General features: G+C 70.5%; 14 protein-coding genes and 1 pseudogene. 9 read left to right on the top strand and 6 right to left on the bottom strand.

The genetic code is table 11. The features are described from left to right. Positions 1-124: 124 nt before the first annotated feature. Positions 125-379: a PLD nuclease N-terminal domain-containing protein gene (locus AC792_RS15560; protein ID WP_049831400.1), complete on the bottom strand. Its 255-nt coding sequence runs from the start codon at positions 377-379 to the stop codon at positions 125-127. Between the two features lie 30 nt (positions 380-409). Between AC792_RS15560 and AC792_RS15555 the strand changes: the two genes are divergently transcribed. After that, a complete protein-coding gene (locus AC792_RS15555) occupies positions 410-715 on the top strand; it encodes a DUF4229 domain-containing protein (RefSeq protein WP_049831399.1) in 306 nt (101 codons plus the stop codon). A 30-nt stretch (positions 716-745) separates the two neighbouring features. Here AC792_RS15555 and AC792_RS15550 read toward each other — a convergent pair whose 3' ends face one another. From AC792_RS15550 to AC792_RS15540, 3 genes are read right to left on the bottom strand one after another with little or no spacing between them, the layout of a single operon-like run. Continuing rightward, complete coding sequence (locus AC792_RS15550) at positions 746-1,627, bottom strand: 1,4-dihydroxy-2-naphthoate polyprenyltransferase (protein WP_049831398.1); 882 nt, start codon at positions 1,625-1,627, stop codon at positions 746-748. Positions 1,628-1,665: 38 nt separating this feature from the next. Further along, on the bottom strand, positions 1,666-2,796 hold the full coding sequence (locus AC792_RS15545) for an AMP-binding protein (protein WP_049831397.1): 1,131 nt from the start codon (positions 2,794-2,796) through the stop codon (positions 1,666-1,668). 7 nt (positions 2,797-2,803) lie between these two features. Continuing rightward, a complete protein-coding gene (locus tag AC792_RS15540; RefSeq protein WP_049831396.1) occupies positions 2,804-3,757 on the bottom strand; it encodes a 1,4-dihydroxy-2-naphthoyl-CoA synthase in 954 nt (317 codons plus the stop codon). A 60-nt stretch (positions 3,758-3,817) separates the two neighbouring features. On the opposite strand from AC792_RS15540, the gene AC792_RS15535 reads away from it, so the two are divergent. Continuing rightward, a complete protein-coding gene (locus AC792_RS15535) occupies positions 3,818-4,579 on the top strand; it encodes a tyrosine-protein phosphatase (protein ID WP_049831395.1) in 762 nt (253 codons plus the stop codon). Here AC792_RS15535 and AC792_RS15530 read toward each other — a convergent pair. Beyond that, positions 4,576-5,463, bottom strand: a complete 888-nt coding sequence (locus AC792_RS15530; protein ID WP_049831394.1) for an SGNH/GDSL hydrolase family protein — start codon at positions 5,461-5,463, stop codon at positions 4,576-4,578. The two genes, AC792_RS15535 and AC792_RS15530, sit on opposite strands and share 4 nt — an antisense overlap. 454 nt (positions 5,464-5,917) lie before the next feature. Here AC792_RS15530 and AC792_RS15525 point away from each other — a divergent pair, with 454 nt between their 5' ends. The 6 genes and pseudogenes from AC792_RS15525 to AC792_RS15505 all read left to right on the top strand — a co-directional run bounded on the left by AC792_RS15525 (position 5,918) and on the right by AC792_RS15505 (position 11,649). Next, positions 5,918-7,210: an ABC transporter substrate-binding protein gene (locus tag AC792_RS15525; protein ID WP_049831393.1), complete on the top strand. Its 1,293-nt coding sequence runs from the start codon at positions 5,918-5,920 to the stop codon at positions 7,208-7,210. 3 nt (positions 7,211-7,213) lie between these two features. Further along, positions 7,214-8,200, top strand: a complete 987-nt coding sequence (locus tag AC792_RS15520; protein ID WP_049831392.1) for a carbohydrate ABC transporter permease — start codon at positions 7,214-7,216, stop codon at positions 8,198-8,200. Then, a complete protein-coding gene (locus AC792_RS15515; protein ID WP_049831391.1) occupies positions 8,197-9,108 on the top strand; it encodes a carbohydrate ABC transporter permease in 912 nt (303 codons plus the stop codon). The genes AC792_RS15520 and AC792_RS15515 overlap by 4 nt, the downstream gene beginning before the upstream one ends. Then, positions 9,105-9,986 (top strand): annotated as a pseudogene (locus AC792_RS18245) (glycoside hydrolase family 1 protein); the annotation flags it as partial. The gene AC792_RS15515 and the pseudogene AC792_RS18245, both read left to right, overlap by 4 nt. A 149-nt stretch (positions 9,987-10,135) precedes the next feature. After that, the gene (locus tag AC792_RS18240; protein WP_442853629.1) at positions 10,136-10,570 is read left to right on the top strand and encodes a family 1 glycosylhydrolase; all 435 of its coding nucleotides are present in this window, start codon (positions 10,136-10,138) and stop codon (positions 10,568-10,570) included. Beyond that, positions 10,570-11,649, top strand: coding sequence for a LacI family DNA-binding transcriptional regulator (locus AC792_RS15505; RefSeq protein WP_049831390.1), 1,080 nt, complete (start codon positions 10,570-10,572; stop codon positions 11,647-11,649). The genes AC792_RS18240 and AC792_RS15505 overlap by 1 nt, the downstream gene beginning before the upstream one ends. Here the strand turns inward: AC792_RS15505 and AC792_RS15500 are convergent. Continuing rightward, positions 11,580-13,775 (bottom strand): S9 family peptidase, encoded by a 2,196-nt coding sequence (locus AC792_RS15500; protein WP_049831389.1) that lies wholly within the window; start codon positions 13,773-13,775, stop codon positions 11,580-11,582. The two genes, AC792_RS15505 and AC792_RS15500, sit on opposite strands and share 70 nt — an antisense overlap. A gap of 227 nt (positions 13,776-14,002) precedes the next feature. Between AC792_RS15500 and AC792_RS15495 the strand changes: the two genes are divergently transcribed. Continuing rightward, positions 14,003-14,863: an MBL fold metallo-hydrolase gene (locus AC792_RS15495; protein ID WP_082177820.1), complete on the top strand. Its 861-nt coding sequence runs from the start codon at positions 14,003-14,005 to the stop codon at positions 14,861-14,863. The last annotated feature ends 131 nt before the right edge of the window (positions 14,864-14,994 follow it).

Below are 14,994 nucleotides of genomic sequence, written 5' to 3'. Positions count from 1 at the left end.
GGCCTGTCCTCGCGCTACGCGTGCCACTTCCGGCACGCAGGCTGGCCGCAGCCATGACTTTGTCAGCGCCTGCAGCACGGCGTGTAGGTTTCTTGTAAAGCGGGCGCCCCCCGCGCCCGACCCCCTAGGGTTCGTCGGCAGCGTCAGATGTGTATAAGAGACAGGCGGGACGGCGGGGTCCGGACGGGCCCTCGCTGCGGGGCCGGCCGAAGAGGAACCACATCCCGGCGCCGATGATCGGCAGGACCAGGATGGTGATGAACCATGCGGTCTTCGAGATGCTCCGGACCTCGTGCTTCCGGCTCATCACGCAGTCGACCAGCGCGTAGATGATGACTGCTACTCCGAGGATCGCGGCGAAGAGGAGGATGCGGGGCATCCACCAATTGTAGGCGAGTAAACTCGGCGTGTGGCCTTCCTCAAATTCTCAGCCCTGCGGTTGCTGCTCATCGTGGTGTTCTTCGTGGTGTGCGTCCAGCTCGGGCTCGGGTTCTTCTTCTCCGCACTGGTGTCGGCGATCCTCGCCTGGTGCGTGACCTACCTGTTCTTCAGGAGGCTCCGGGACGACGCCGCGACCACCCTGCAGCGCCGATTCACACCGGGAGCCCCGCCCGTGCGCACCGCCACCGAGGTGGACGACGCCGCCGCCGAGGACGCACTCGACCCCAACGGCCCGGTGAACGCGGACCGCAGGCCGCGTGACACCGCCGGGTGACGGCTCGCGCCGGCGGAGGGCGCGCCGGCGCTAGTTCGCCGTGGTGAGCGCGATCCCCAGAGCGAAGAGGACGGCGAACACGAGGCCGATGATCCCGGTCTGCTTGAGCACCGGGATCAGGCTCTGCCGCTGCTGCCCCCGCAGCATGAGCCGGGCGGGCGCCACGCAGAGCGGGACGAGCAGCAGCACCAGCAGGATCCAGGGGTACGTGGGGGTCAGGAGCAGCGGGAGCAGGATCGCCACGGCCAGCATCAGGACGTAGCTGAGACGGGCCGGCCGGTCGCCGAGGCGCACGGCGAGGGTGCGTTTGCCGACCTCGCGGTCCGTGGGGATGTCGCGGACGTTGTTGGCCATCAGCAGCGCCGTGGCGATCAGCCCGCTGGAGACCGCACCGATCCAGGCCGCCCCGCTGAGCTGACCGGCCTGGGTGAAGGTGGTGCCGAGCGTGGCCACCAGCCCGAAGAACACGAACACGAAGAGGTCACCGAGCCCACGGTAGCCGTAGGGGTTCCTGCCGCCCGTGTACCCCCAGGCCGCGGCCACGCAGGCGGGCCCCACGAGGATCCGCAGCCACGCCCCGGCCAGCACCACCAGGACGAGCCCGGCGAGCATCGCCGCCCCGAAGCAGAGGAAGGCGGCCCGTTTCCCCGGCTGGGGCGGGGCCGCCCCCGAGCCGGTCAGGCGCAACGGTCCCACCCGGGCGTCGTCCGTGCCGCGGATGCCGTCCGAGTAGTCGTTGGCGTAGTTCACGCCCACCTGCAGCAGGACGGACACCACGCCGGCCAGCACGGCGTTGAGCGGGACGAAGGCGCCGAGACCGTACGCGGCGGCACTACCGATGATCACCGGCGCGAGGGCCATGGGCAGGGTACGGGGCCGGGCTCCTTCGAGCCACTGGGCGGCAGTTGCCACGGGATGTTCCTTCGTAGGTGGTCGGTGCCGAGTCGCGCCTAGGCGTGCTCGAGGAGCGTCTTGATGGTCCGGCGGTCGGGCTTGCCGCCCGGCAGGAGCGGGAAGGCGTCGAGCGTCACGATCGATCGCGGGACGGCGTGCGCCCCCAGTTCGACGTGCACGGCCTGCCGGACGAGTTCCGCGTCGATGTCCCCCACCACGGCGGCCGCCACGGTGGAACCCCATTCCTCGCTGGCGATCCCCAGCACCATGGCCTGCTCCACCCCGGGCAGCGCCTCGATCACGTCCGCGACCTTGGCGGCCGAGACCTTCAGCGCGCCGGTGATGATGACGTCGTCGAGCCGTCCGTGGACCGTGACGGTGCCGTCCAGGGCCACGTCCCCGGCGTCCTCGGTGGCGAACCAGCGCCGTCCCGAGTTGAACGTGAACTTCTCCTCGGTCAGTGCGGGGGAGTCGAGGTACCCGTCGGCGAGGACGGAGCCGCCGATCCACAGTCGCCCCTCCTCCGAGCTGAGCTCCACGCCGTCGAGCGGTACGCCGTCGTACACGCATCCACCGCAGGTCTCGCTCATGCCGTAGGTCTCCACGACCTTCAGGTCGTGGCTGCGGGCCAGGGAGCGCAGCGCGGCACCCGCGGGTGCGCCGCCGAGGAGGATCGTGTCGAAGCGCCGGAGCAGCCGGAGCGTCTCCGGTGCGGGGTCGGTGAGGAGGCGGTGCAGCTGCGTGGGGACCAGCGAGGTGAACCGTACCCGGTCCGTCAGTTCCGCCGCGGCGTCCACGAAGGCCTGCGCGGTGAACCCGGAGGAGGTGTCCATGACCCAGGGTTGCGTCCCCGCGTACAGGGAACGGACGAGCACCTGGAACCCTGCCACGTAGTGCACGGGCAGGGTGAGCAGCCACTGCCCCTCCGCGCGCAGTGCGAAGGCCGTGCCCATCGCGGACGCGGCCAGGGCGTCGACGCTGAGCATCGTCTGCTTGGGGGTGCCGGTGGATCCCGAGGTGCTGATAACGGCCGCGATCTCGTCGTTGGGCAGTTCCCCCTGGAACGTCCGGTCGGGCTGCAGGTGCGGGGCGACGGCGGGGCCCTCGCCGGACAGGGCGGCGGCCAGTGGTTTCAGCAGGTCGAGGGGGTCGTAACCCTCGGGGGTGTGGACGGGGAGGAGTTCCACGCGGCTCCTAGAAGTAGTGGGGGAAGGAGGACCAGTCGGGCGCGCGTTTCTCGAGGAACGCCTCCTTGCCCTCCACCGCCTCGTCCGTCATGTAGGCCAGGCGCGTCGCCTCACCCGCGAATACCTGCTGGCCGGCGAGGCCGTCGTCCGCGAGGTTGAAGGCGAACTTCAGCATGCGCAGGGCCTGCGGGCTCTGGCGGGCGATGTCCGCGGCGTAGGCCAGCGCCGTGGCCTCCAGTTCCGCATGGTCCACGGCCTCGTTGACGGCGCCCATCTCCACCATGTCCTGTGCGGAATATTCACGTGCCAGGAAGAAGATCTCGCGGGCCTTCTTCTGGCCGATCTGCCGGGCCAGGAGCGCCGAGCCGTAGCCGGCGTCGAAGCTGCCCACGGTGGCGTCGGTCTGCTTGAAGCGCCCGTGCTGCGCCGAGGCGAGGGTGAGGTCCGCCACCACGTGCAGGCTGTGCCCACCCCCGGCCGCCCATCCGTTGACGACGGCGATGACCACCTTCGGCATGGTGCGGATGAGCCGCTGCACCTCGAGGATGTGGAGGCGTCCGGCGCGGGCAGGATCGATCGTCTCCTTCGTCTCACCCTGCGCGTAGCGGTAGCCGTCACGCCCGCGGATGCGCTGGTCGCCGCCCGAGCAGAAGGAGTGTCCGCCGTCACGCGGGCTGGGACCGTTGCCGGTGAGCAGCACGGTAGCGACGTCGGGTGTCATGCGGGCGTGGTCCAGCGCCCGGTACAGCTCGTCCACGGTGGCCGGGCGGAAGGCGTTGCGCACCTCCGGGCGGTCGAACGCGATCCGTACCGTGGGGAGGTCCCGCACCACGGCGCCGGCGGCGTCGCGCTCCACCTGACGGTGGTAGGTGAGGTCCGTGAAGTCCTCGAAGCCCGTGACCACTCGCCACCGGGACGGGTCGAAGAGGTCGGATACCTGGGCGGGGAGCTCTGAAGTCACCCGTCGAGTCTAGCGGCGTGCTGGCCGCCGCCCGTCGGTGGCGGCGGCTACGCTTCCGGCATGGACGACGACGCGCAGCTCCCCACCTCGGCCCCCGACCCGGCGGTGCTGTGGGAGGGGGCGGTGAACGCCCGCGACCTGGGTGGCGTCGGTGCGGTGGTGCAACCGGGCCGGCTCTACCGGATGGGCCGGCACGAGTGGGTGAGCGAGACCGGGTGGCACGAGGCGTGGGACGACGGCGTGAGGACGGTGATCGACCTCCGCAACGCCTTCGAGCTCGGCCGGCGCGAGACGGACCCGCCCGTGGGCGAGGGCACGCTGGGGCGCTTCGAGTTCGTGAACCTGCCCACCGAGGACCAGTCGGACGCCGAGTTCATGGCGCTCTCCGGCCCGTACCTCAGCACGCCGGAGTACTACCGTGACAATCTGGAGCGCTGGCCGGAGAAGTTCGCCGCGATCGCCCGTGCGTTCCTCTCCGCGCGGCCCGGGGGAGTGGTGGTGCACTGCGCTGCCGGGCGCGACCGCACCGGGATGGTGCTCGCGCTGCTCCTGGCCGCCGCCGGTGTCCCCCATGAGGCGATCCTCGGCGACTACACGGTGGCGGTGACCGCCATGAACGACCGCTACCGGGGCCAGGAGACACCGCACGAGGAACCGAGATCGGACGAGGAACTCGCGGCGTGGCTCGAGTACGCCCGGCGGCACCTGCAGGAGCTGCTGACCGGACTGGACGCCGCGGCGTTCCTGAAGCGGGCAGGGCTCACGGGGGCGGAGCTGACGGCGCTGCGCGCACGGCTCACCGACCCGGGCTGGGAGTCCTAGCGTCGCGACCCGTCGAGGTCCACGGATCCCAGGATCGCGGGCAGGTACCCGGAGCCGTATCCCTCGACCGTGGGGTGCAGGTTGTCCGGGGCGCCCTCCTGGAAGGTGATCCACGGCTCGGGTGCTCCCAGTCCGTGCCCCCGGAACGGTTCCACCAGGTCCGCGAAGACGAACCCGTGCGCGTCGGCCCGCTCCCGGAGGACCTCGTTCAGGTCGTCGGTCCCGGCGTTGAAGGCCTCCTGCGACTCCGGCGGGAGGAGCGTCTGCCCGAACTCGGGCGAGAACAGGTGGGGGTACCCGGTGACCACCACGGTGGCGTCCGGGGCCGCCGAGCGGATGGTGCCGTACAGGGTGTCGAGATCGCTCTCGAGTACCGGGAGAGCGGAGGCGTTCTGCGTCGCGATCACCTCCCGGCACACCGGGGGCGCTTCGGCGGCACATACTCCGGCCACCTCCCCGAAGCCGACATCGTTCCCGCCCGCGGACACCGTCACCAGCCCCGTGTCCGGTGAGAGCCGACCGGCGTCGACGGCGTCGGCCCCCTGCCCGGGGGGGGCCGCCGGCCCGCCGGGCTCGGATGCGGCCCGTGCCCCGGCGCACGTGGCATCGGCCGCGAGGGTGATGCCCTCCTCCGCGCCCAGGAGGGTCGGGGTCCCGAGCGGCGACCGGCCGCACTCGCCCACGTAGGAGCCGGCGCCGTAGCCGGACGCGTAGGAGTCCCCGAGGGCCACGTAGTCCACCGGGGCAGCGGCGGGGGCGGCGGATGCCGTCGGGAGTTCGTCCTGGGCCGGGGAGCTGCACCCCAGGAGCGCGGCGACCGCGCAGAGGGTGACGGCGACCCCGCCGGTCCGGGCTGTTCGGGCTGGGGGTCGAGGGGAGATCATCCTCCAACGCTACCGCCGTGAGGCAGATGTCCCGGGGGACTCCCGCTGCGCGTTCCCGAGGGGATCGCAGGGCTACCCAGAGGAGTCGACGGCGAGCAGCGCACTGTAACGATACGGTCTCGCCGCGAACCCCTCCGAGCCCCTGACCTGCATCGATGCCGGATCGCGGGAAAGCGGCCCGCCTGTAGGAGCGCTCCCACTTGACAGTGCCGTACGTCACATCCACGATGGTTCCACGGAGTGAGAGCGCTCCCACGGTTCCTCCGGAAGATCGAGGGAAGTCGTTCCCGGTACTCGTCCGACACCGCGGCGAGGATCTGCTCTCGCTCCTCGCCATCCACCGGACCCGGGGCGGACCCGTTCCTCGACCGCGCCGTCGAGCTTCCCCGATCGTATTCAGCCGAGACGACGATCCCCTGCCCACGCACGGGATCCACTGACGAAGGAGTCACCCGTGAACCCCAGAACGCGATTCATCACCCTGTCCGCAGCCGCTGCATCCCTGGTCCTCGCCCTCTCCGCCTGCAGCTCCGGGGCCTCCGAGAACAGCGGGGTGGAGGGGGAGACCGGCGCCGAGGACGTCACCCTCTCCATCGGCACGTTCAACGAGTTCGGCTACGAGGACCTCTTCTCGGAGTACGAGGAGCTCAACCCGAACGTCACCATCGAGCACAAGAAGGCCGCCACTTCCGACGAGGCGCGTGACAACCTCACCACGAGGCTCGCCGCCGGATCCGGCCTCTCGGACATCGAGGGCATCGAGATGGACTGGCTGCCCGAACTGCTCGAGTACTCCGACCAGTTCGCGGACCTCGCCGATCCCGCCGTCGAGGGACGCTGGCTGGACTGGAAGTCCGCCGCCGCCACCACCGAGGACGGGGCGCTCATCGGATACGGCACCGACGCCGGGCCGCAGGGCGTCTGCTACCGGGCCGATCTCTTCGAGGCGGCCGGGCTGCCGAGCGACCGGGAGGCCGTCGCCGAGATGCTCGAGGGCGACTGGCAGAACTACTTCGACGCCGGCAAGGAGTTCGTGGCCGCGAGCGACGGCGTGGCCTGGTTCGACTCCGCGGGAGCCACCTACCAGGGCATGATCAACCAGGTCGAGAACGCCTACGAGGAGAACGACGGCACGGTCATCGCGACCGAGAACCCCGAGGTCAAGGACATCTACGAGCAGGTCCTGCAGGCGTCCGTGGAGGACGGTCTCTCCGCCCACCTGACCCAGTGGGAGCCCGACTGGGTCGCGAGCTTCCAGTCGGACGCGTTCGCCACGAAGCTGTGCCCGGGCTGGATGCTCGGCATCATCGAGGGCAACGCGGAGGGCGTCGAGGGATGGGACATCGCCGACGTGTTCCCCGGCGGCGGGGGGAACTGGGGCGGGTCCTACCTGACGGTGCCCACCCAGGGTGCCCACCAGGCGGAGGCCAAGAAGTTCGCCGAGTGGCTCACCGCCCCGGAGCAGCAGATCAAGGCCTTCGAGTCCAAGGGCAACTTCCCGAGCCAGGTCGAGGCGCTCGAGAGCGAGACCCTGCTGAGCCAGACGGACCCCTTCTTCAACGACGCACCCACCGGTGAGATCCTCGTGGACCGCGCCAACGCGATCGAGGTCCGGCCGTTCAAGGGGCCGAAGTACTTCCCCATCAACACCGCGCTGCAGCAGGCGCTGACCCGCGTGGACGTCAACCAGACCGATGACGCCGACTCCTCGTGGGAGAAGTTCGTCACCGCAGTGGGCGCTCTGTAGCGCATGGCCGTCACGGACCGGGTCCACACCCCACCCCCCACGCGGCAGCGCCCCCCACGCGACAGGCGCGTGAAACGGCTGGCCTTCTCCCGGAAGGTGTCCACGTGGGACGTCAAGCTGTCCCCGTACCTCTACATCTCGCCGTTCTTCCTGCTCTTCGCCGTCACAGGCCTGTTCCCCCTGCTGTACACGGCGTGGGTGTCGCTCCACGAGTGGAACCTCATCGGTGGCCAGGGTGACTTCACGGGACTCGAGAACTTCCGGTTCGTGCTCGTGCAGCCGTTCTTCTGGAACGCCGTGGGGAACACGTTCAGCATCTTCCTGCTCTCGTCCGTCCCCCAGGTGGTCCTCGCCATCGCCATCGCGGCGGTGCTCGATGCGAACCTGAGGGCCAGGACGTTCTGGCGGATGGGCGTCCTCGTCCCCTTCGTGGTGGCCCCCGTGGCGGTCGGGCTGATCTTCAACAACCTCTTCGCCGACCAGGCAGGCCTGTTCAACGAGCTGCTGACGGGGGTGGGGCTGGACCCGGTGCGGTGGCACGCGGATTCCTTCGCGAGCCACATCGCCATCGCCACCATGGTCAACTTCCGGTGGATGGGCTACAACGCACTGATCTTCCTCGCCGCCATGCAGGCCATCCCCCGGGACGTCTACGAGGCCGCGACCATCGACGGGGCGGGCCGGCTCCGTCAGTTCCTCTCCGTCACCGTGCCGATGCTGCGTCCCACCGTCATCTTCGTGGTCATCACGGCCACGATCGGCGGGCTGCAGATCTTCGACGAGGCCAGGGTCTTCGACCAGGGCGGGCTCGGCGGCGCGGACCGCCAGTGGCAGACGCTGACCATGTACATCTGGGAACTGGGCTGGGGCCAGCGCAACTTCGGACGGGCCTCGGCCGTGGCCTGGCTCCTGTTCCTGATCATCGTGGTCAGCCCCCTGGCGAACTTCCTCCCCACCCGCCGTATCGCCGACCAAGGAGGACGACGATGAGTTCCATCCCCATGATCGCGCAGACCGCCGGCGGCGGTGCGGCGCGGGCCGCCCAGCGGGGGCTGGGCTCGGAGCGCCGGGGCCGGGGGAGCTCGATGCGCCGCCCGGGGTTCCTGACCTACGGGTTCCTCGGTGCCGTGATCCTCGGTTCGGTGTTCCCCCTGTGGTGGTCCTTCCTCGTGGGCAGCCACGACAGCTCCGTGATCAGCAGGGGTGTGCCGCTGGTCCCGGGCGGCAACTTCCTCGCGAACGCCTCCACGGTGCTGGACAGCATCCCGTTCTGGAAGGCCCTCGGCAACAGCGTCATCGTCTCCACCGTCACGGCGGCGTCCGTGGTGCTGTTCTCCACCCTGGCGGGGTTCGCCTTCGCCAAGCTCCGCTTCCGCGGGAGCAAGGGCCTGCTGGTCTTCGTCATCGCCACGATGGCCGTCCCCACGCAGCTCGGTGTGGTGCCGCTGTTCATCGTGATGTCGAAGCTCGGGTGGACCGGCTCCCTCTGGGCTGTGATCGTGCCCGGCGTAGTCACCGCCTTCGGGGTGTTCTGGATGACGCAGTACCTGAGGGATGCACTCCCCGACGAGCTGATCGAGGCCGTGCGGATCGACGGCGCCTCCATGATCCAGGCCTTCTGGTACGTGGGACTCCCGGCCGCCCGGCCCGCCGCCGCCATGCTCGCACTGTTCACCTTCGTGGCCACGTGGACCAACTTCTTCTGGCCGTTCATCGTGCTGGACCCCTCCAACCCCACCCTCCCGGTGGCCCTGCAGCTGCTCCAGGCCGCGCACTTCGTCGACTACTCGATCGTGCTGGCCGGTGCCGTGCTCTCCACCATCCCGCTGCTGCTCCTCTTCGCCGTCGCGGGCCGCCAACTCGTCGCAGGAATCATGCAAGGAGCAGTCAAAGGATGACCGGACCCATCACCTTCCCCGAGGGATTCCTCTGGGGAGCGGCCACCGCGGCCTACCAGATCGAGGGCGCAGCCCAGGAGGGCGGGCGTGGCCCGTCCGTCTGGGACACCTTCACCCGGGTGCCGGGAGCGGTGGCGGACGCCCACCACGGCGACGTCGCGTGCGACCACTACCACCGCTCCGCCTCGGACGTCGCGCTCATGAAGAGCCTGAACCTGAAGGCCTACCGGTTCTCCACGTCGTGGTCGCGCTGCATGCCCGACGGCGTCACCCCCAACGCGGAGGGCATCGCCTTCTACTCCAGGCTCGTGGACCAGCTCCTCGAGGCAGGCATCATGCCGTGGCTCACCCTCTACCACTGGGACCTCCCGCAGGCGCTCGAGGACACGGGAGGCTGGACCGAACGCGACACCGCGTACCGGTTCGCCGAGTACGCGGGGGTGATGCACGAGGCGCTCGGGGACCGCGTCCGCGTGTGGACCACGCTCAACGAACCCTGGTGCGCGGCATTCCTGGGCTACGCCGCGGGCATCCACGCCCCCGGCCATCAGGACCCGACGGCGGCGCTCGCCGCCGCGCACCACCTCCTGCTCGGGCACGGGCTCGCCACCCGGGAGCTGCGGGGCCGCGACGCGGACGCGACCCTCGGCATCACCCTGAACCTCACCGTCCCCGATCCCCTGGATCCCGGGAGCGAGGCGGACCGCGACGCCGCCCGCCGGATCGACGGGCAGTTCAACCGGATCTTCCTCGACCCGGTGCTGCGGGGCGCCTATCCCGCCGACGTCCTCGCGGACGTCGCGCACCTCGGCCTGGTGGAGCACGTCCGCGAGGGTGACCTGGAGATCATCGGCACGCCGATCGACGTGCTCGGGGTGAACTACTACCACGGTGAGGCGGTCACCACGACGCCCGCCGCGGCGTCCGTGCCGCAGGAGGGTCACGCCCCGCTCGACCCCCGGTCTCCTCGCCCTACGTGGCGGCCCACGGCGTGCGGTCGGTACCGCGCGGGCTGCCCGTCACCGCGATGGGCTGGGGGGTGCAGCCCGACGGCCTCCGCCGGCGGCTCAACCGGCTGCAGGACGAGTACACCGGACCGGCGGGGATCCCCGTGTACGTCACGGAGAACGGGGCCGCGTACGACGACGTCCCCGACGCCGCGGGCTTCGTGGACGACCAGGACCGTCTCTCCTTCCTCGACGTCCACGTCCGTGCCATGAAGGACGCGATCGACGACGGCGTGGACCTCCGCGGGTACCTCGCCTGGTCACTGCTGGACAACTTCGAGTGGGCGTGGGGCTACCACCAGCGCTTCGGACTGGTCCGCGTCGACTACGGGACGCAGGAACGCATCCCGAAGGCCAGCGCCCTCTGGTACGCCCGCCTCGCAGCGACGAACACCCTCGGTGAGGACGCCGCGACCGCGGACGTCGGGAAGTCGGGTGTCGTATTGTCGAGGTGATGAACACCTCCCCGCCCCGGTCGCTGCACCAGGTACCAGGCCGCCCGAGCCCCACGCTCGAGGACCTGGCGCTGGCGGCCGGGGTGTCGCGCTCCACGGCGTCGCGCGCGATCAACGGAGGGGACCGTGTGAGCCCCGAGGCCCGGGCCGCCGTCGACCGCGCCGTTGCGGACCTCGGGTACATCCCGAACCGGGCCGCCCGCTCGCTCGTGACGCGGCGTACCTCCTCGATCGCGCTGGTCATCCCCGAGCCCGACGTCCGGGTCATGATGGACCCCTTCTTCGCCGTCGTCATCACGGGGATCACGGAGGCACTCCGGGAGACCGACGTGCAGCTCGTGCTGCTCATGTCCAGGACCGGCGACGACTCCGCCCGCACCCTGCGCTACCTGCGCGGGGGACACGTGGACGGGGCGATCGTGGTCTCGCACCACAGGGCCGATTCGTGGGCGAGATCGCTCTCCGAGACCGGTCTTCCCACCATCTTCATCGGCCGCCCCTGGGACACCGCGTCCGACGTCACGTACGTGGACACGGACAACGAGGGAGGCGGGCGCCTCGCCGCCCGACACCTCGCCGGCATCGGTCGACGCCGCCTGGCCACCGTCGCCGGGCCGGCCGACATGACCGCCGCCGTCGACCGGCTCCGCGGCTGGCAGGCCGGTCTGCGCGACGCCGGGCTGCCCGAGGGCCCGGTGGTCCACGCAGACTTCACCACGGACGGCGCTGCCGCGGCAGCCCGGCAGCTCCTGACCGATCACCCCGACGTGGACGGCATCTTCGCCGCGTCCGACCTCATGGCGCTCGGCGTGCTGGAGGCCGTCCACGCGTCGGGCAGGACCGTCCCCGGGGACATCGCCCTCATGGGCTACGACAACCACGCCGTGGCGGGGACCGCGTCCACTCCGCTGACCAGCATCACGCAGTCCATCATGCAGATGGCGGTCCGGGCCGGTGCCATGCTCCTCGAGGAGATCGAGGCCCCGGGCTCGCACCCGGAGCCCGTGGTCTACTCCACCGAACTGGTGGAGCGTGCCAGCACCATGGTGGCCCCGAGGGCGTCCGCGGTGAAGGCGTAGTCCCAGGCCACGTCGCGCCAGCGGGAGTAGCGCCCGCTGGCGCCACCGTGTCCGCCGTCCATCTCGGTCTTCAGCACGATCGGCTCGCTGCCCGTGGTGGTCTCGCGCAACCGTGCCACCCACTTGGCGGGTTCCACATAGAGCACCCGGGTGTCGTTGTAGCTCGTGACGGCGGCGATCCGCGGGTAGTCCACGGCCCGCACGTTCTCGTAGGGCGTGTACTCCTTCATGTACCGGTACACCTCGGGGTCCGTGATGGGGTTGCCCCACTCCTCCCACTCGAGCGCGGACAACGGCAGCTCGGGATCCAGGATGGTGGTGAGCGCGTCCACGAACGGTACCTGCGCCACGATCGAGCGGAACTTCTCCGGGGCGAGGTTCGCCACCGCACCCATGAGCAGGCCTCCGGCCGAACCGCCGATCGCCGCGATGCGCGCGGGATCGACCCAGCCCGAGGTCCCGAGGTAGGAGGTGGCGTCCACGAAGTCGGTGAACGTGTTCTTCTTGGCGAGCTTCTTCCCCTGCTCGTACCAGCTCCGGCCCATCTCACCACCACCGCGGATGTGCGCGGTCACGTAGACGATCCCGCGGTCCAGCAGGGAGAGCCGGGCGACCGAGAAGCCCGGGTCCATGCTGGCCTCGTAGCTGCCGTAGGCGTAGACCACGGCGGGGTTCGTGCCGTCCTGGGCGAGGCCCGCCCTGCGGATCACCGAGAGCGGGATCAGCGTGCCGTCGGCCGCCGGGGCCCACTGCCGCTCGGCGACGTAGTCGGCGGGGTCGTACCCGCCCCGCACCTCGGTCTCCTTGCGCAGTTCCAGCGAGCCGTCCGCCAGCACGTAGTCGTGGACGCGGGGCGGGGTGGGGGAGGAGGTGTAGGACAGGCGGATGACCGGTGAGGCGAACTCGGCGGTCGCGAGGCTGCAGGGGAACAGCTCCTCGTCGAAGTCCGGTTCCGCGGGGAGCTGCTGGTCCGACGTCGCGAGACCGGCGAGCGGGATGACCTGGACGCGCTCGATCGTGTCCTTCCGCACCGAGAGCACCACGTGCGTGGAGGTGACGGAGGCGCCGTTGACCCGGACGGCGTCGTCGTGCGGCACCACCGTGGCCCACTCCTGCTCGGCCAGGGGACGCGTCAGCTGGTCCACCGCCACCAGGCTCACCATCGAGTTCCTCGCGTCGCGGTCGTGCGTGAGCAGGTAGTGCCGGACGCCGGCGATCGTGAGCGGCTCGGCGTCGTACAGGATCCGCTCGTCGCGCGGGATCAGCGTTCTCAGGCCGTCCTCGGGGCGCGCGAGGTCCAGCACCCGGTACTCGCTGTACTCGGAGCAGCCGATGCTGATGAGCAGCTCCGAGCGGTCCGCGGAGACCTCGAAACCCGTCCACATGGCGACGTCGTCCTCCTGGTACACCACGACGTCGTCCGTCACCGGCGTGCCGAGCGTGTGGGAGCGCACCTGGTAGGGACGCCAGGAGTCGTCCACCACGGTGTAGTAGACGCGCGTGCCGTCGGGGGAGAAGGCCACCCCGTAGAAGATGTTCGGCACCTCGTCGGGAAGCAGTTCGCCGGTGCCGAGGTCCTTGATGCGCAGCGTGAAGCGCTCGTCCCCGGCGTTGTCCTCGCAGTAGGCGAGCAAGGTGCCGTCCTCCGTGACGGACAGTCCGCCGAGGGAGAAGAAGGGCTTGCCCTCGGCGAGCTCGTTGCCGTCGAGCATCACCTGCTCTCCCGCCACGGGCCGGCCGGGCACCACCTCGGGCGGGGTCCAGTCACGGGCGAGGTCACCGGTGTCCTCCGCCGCGACGCGGCACTGGATGCCGTACTGCTTGCCCTCCTCGGTGCGCGAGTAGTACCACCAGCCCCGCTTGCGGGCGGGGACGGAGAGATCGGTCTCCTGGGTGCGGTCCTTGATCTCGGTGAAGATGGCCTCGCGGAGGCTCGCCTGATCCTGTGTCACCGCCTCCGTATAGGCGTTCTCGCGCTCGAGGTACTCGAGGAGTTCCGGGCTCTCCTTCTCGCGCATCCACTCGTAGGGGTCCACGACCGTGTCGCCGTGGTGCGTTCGCTCGAAGGGGACCTTCCGGGCGGGGGCAGGTACGGGAACGGGTACACGAGCGGCGTCGGCGGTCATGGCTCCCATCTTGCCACTGCGCCCCCCGTCCGCTGCGCCCGTCCATGCGCGGTCGCCGGTCCGTGCAGCGCGAGAGGGCAGGTGTGACCGGGTATCCGCGGGATGCCCGGTCACAGCTGCCCTCTCGGCGGATCGGCGGATCTATGGGCCGACGGGGAGGCCACGGTCCGTGGAACGCGGCTGTCCCGCCCTAGACTGGGAAGCCCGTAGCCGACCGAGAGGACCCCATGACCACCGACGTCGTCGACGCCGAGACCCCCAGCCGCTGGCATGAGCTCGCGCCCGGCGTCCTCACCCTGCGGACATCGAGTTTCGGGGTGAACGTGGGCCTGGTGGTCGGGGACGAGCGGGCACTCGTGGTGGACACGGGGGCGGGTCCGCTCGAGGCGGCGGAGCTGTACGGGAACGTACGGGCGGTCACCGATCTGCCGCTCGTGGTGGTGAACACCCACGCCCACGGCGACCACTTCTTCGGCAACGGCTACTTCGCGGCACAGGGCGTCGCGGAGTTCTGGGCCACCTCGCGGTGCAGCGATGTCCAGGCCGATTCGGAGGACCAGCGCGCCCTGGTGGCGGACACCGAACCCGCGATGGCGGCGGGGGAGGGCGAGCACACGGAGCTCCGTCCGGCCGATCGGCTGGTCCAGGGCCAACCCGTGGACCTGGACCTCGGAGGGGTGTCCGTGACGCTCTTCCACCTCGGGCGCGGACACACCGACCACGACCTTCTGGTGGGCGCCGGGAACGTGCTGTTCACCGGGGACCTGGTGGAGGAGGGCGCCGATCCTGCGTTCGAGGACTCGTTCCCCGCGGACTGGGTGCGCACACTGGGGAAGATGATGGCGCTCGAGGACCTGTACGACGTCTTCGTGCCCGGGCACGGGGAGCCGGTCGGGGTGGAGGCGGTGGCCACCCAGCTGAACACGATGCGCCAGGGGATCCGCGTGACGCGGCTCGCCATGGACGAGGCCTCGATGGACATGACCAAGGCCATCCCGATCCTGCCCTACGGCCCCGAGCAGTCCCGGGCCCTGCTCGTCAGGCTCCGGACCCTCGCGCACTGGAAATGGTTGACCCGCAAGCACTGACCCGTGCGGAGGGTCGGCGCACGAAGGCCTCGATCCCCCGTGCACCGAGCGTCCGCCCTCGCATGCCGCGGAGCGCGCCCCCGACGAGGACGAGCAGGGTCATGGAACCGGTGGTGCCGACCACCGGCATG

It is taken from the genome of Arthrobacter sp. RIT-PI-e, from assembly GCF_001187915.1.
In the GTDB taxonomy this organism is placed as follows: Bacteria; Actinomycetota; Actinomycetes; order Actinomycetales; family Micrococcaceae; genus Arthrobacter_D.
Note: the sequence above shows the minus strand (reverse complement) of the source record. Positions and strands in the feature narration are given on the sequence as shown.

What these genes read in the sequence shown, in the direction of transcription:
- AC792_RS15535 (WP_049831395.1), top strand. Translation starts at nt 3,818, where the DNA reads ATGGACGACGACGCGCAGCTCCCCACCTCGGCCCCCGACCCGGCGGTG.
- AC792_RS15495 (WP_082177820.1), top strand. Translation starts at nt 14,003, where the DNA reads ATGACCACCGACGTCGTCGACGCCGAGACCCCCAGCCGCTGGCATGAG.
- AC792_RS15530 (WP_049831394.1), bottom strand. Translation starts at nt 5,463, where the DNA reads ATGATCTCCCCTCGACCCCCAGCCCGAACAGCCCGGACCGGCGGGGTC.
- AC792_RS15505 (WP_049831390.1), top strand. Translation starts at nt 10,570, where the DNA reads ATGAACACCTCCCCGCCCCGGTCGCTGCACCAGGTACCAGGCCGCCCG.
- AC792_RS15520 (WP_049831392.1), top strand. Translation starts at nt 7,214, where the DNA reads ATGGCCGTCACGGACCGGGTCCACACCCCACCCCCCACGCGGCAGCGC.
- AC792_RS18240 (WP_442853629.1), top strand. Translation starts at nt 10,136, where the DNA reads ATGGGCTGGGGGGTGCAGCCCGACGGCCTCCGCCGGCGGCTCAACCGG.
- AC792_RS15515 (WP_049831391.1), top strand. Translation starts at nt 8,197, where the DNA reads ATGAGTTCCATCCCCATGATCGCGCAGACCGCCGGCGGCGGTGCGGCG.
- AC792_RS15560 (WP_049831400.1), bottom strand. Translation starts at nt 379, where the DNA reads ATGCCCCGCATCCTCCTCTTCGCCGCGATCCTCGGAGTAGCAGTCATC.
- AC792_RS15500 (WP_049831389.1), bottom strand. Translation starts at nt 13,775, where the DNA reads ATGACCGCCGACGCCGCTCGTGTACCCGTTCCCGTACCTGCCCCCGCC.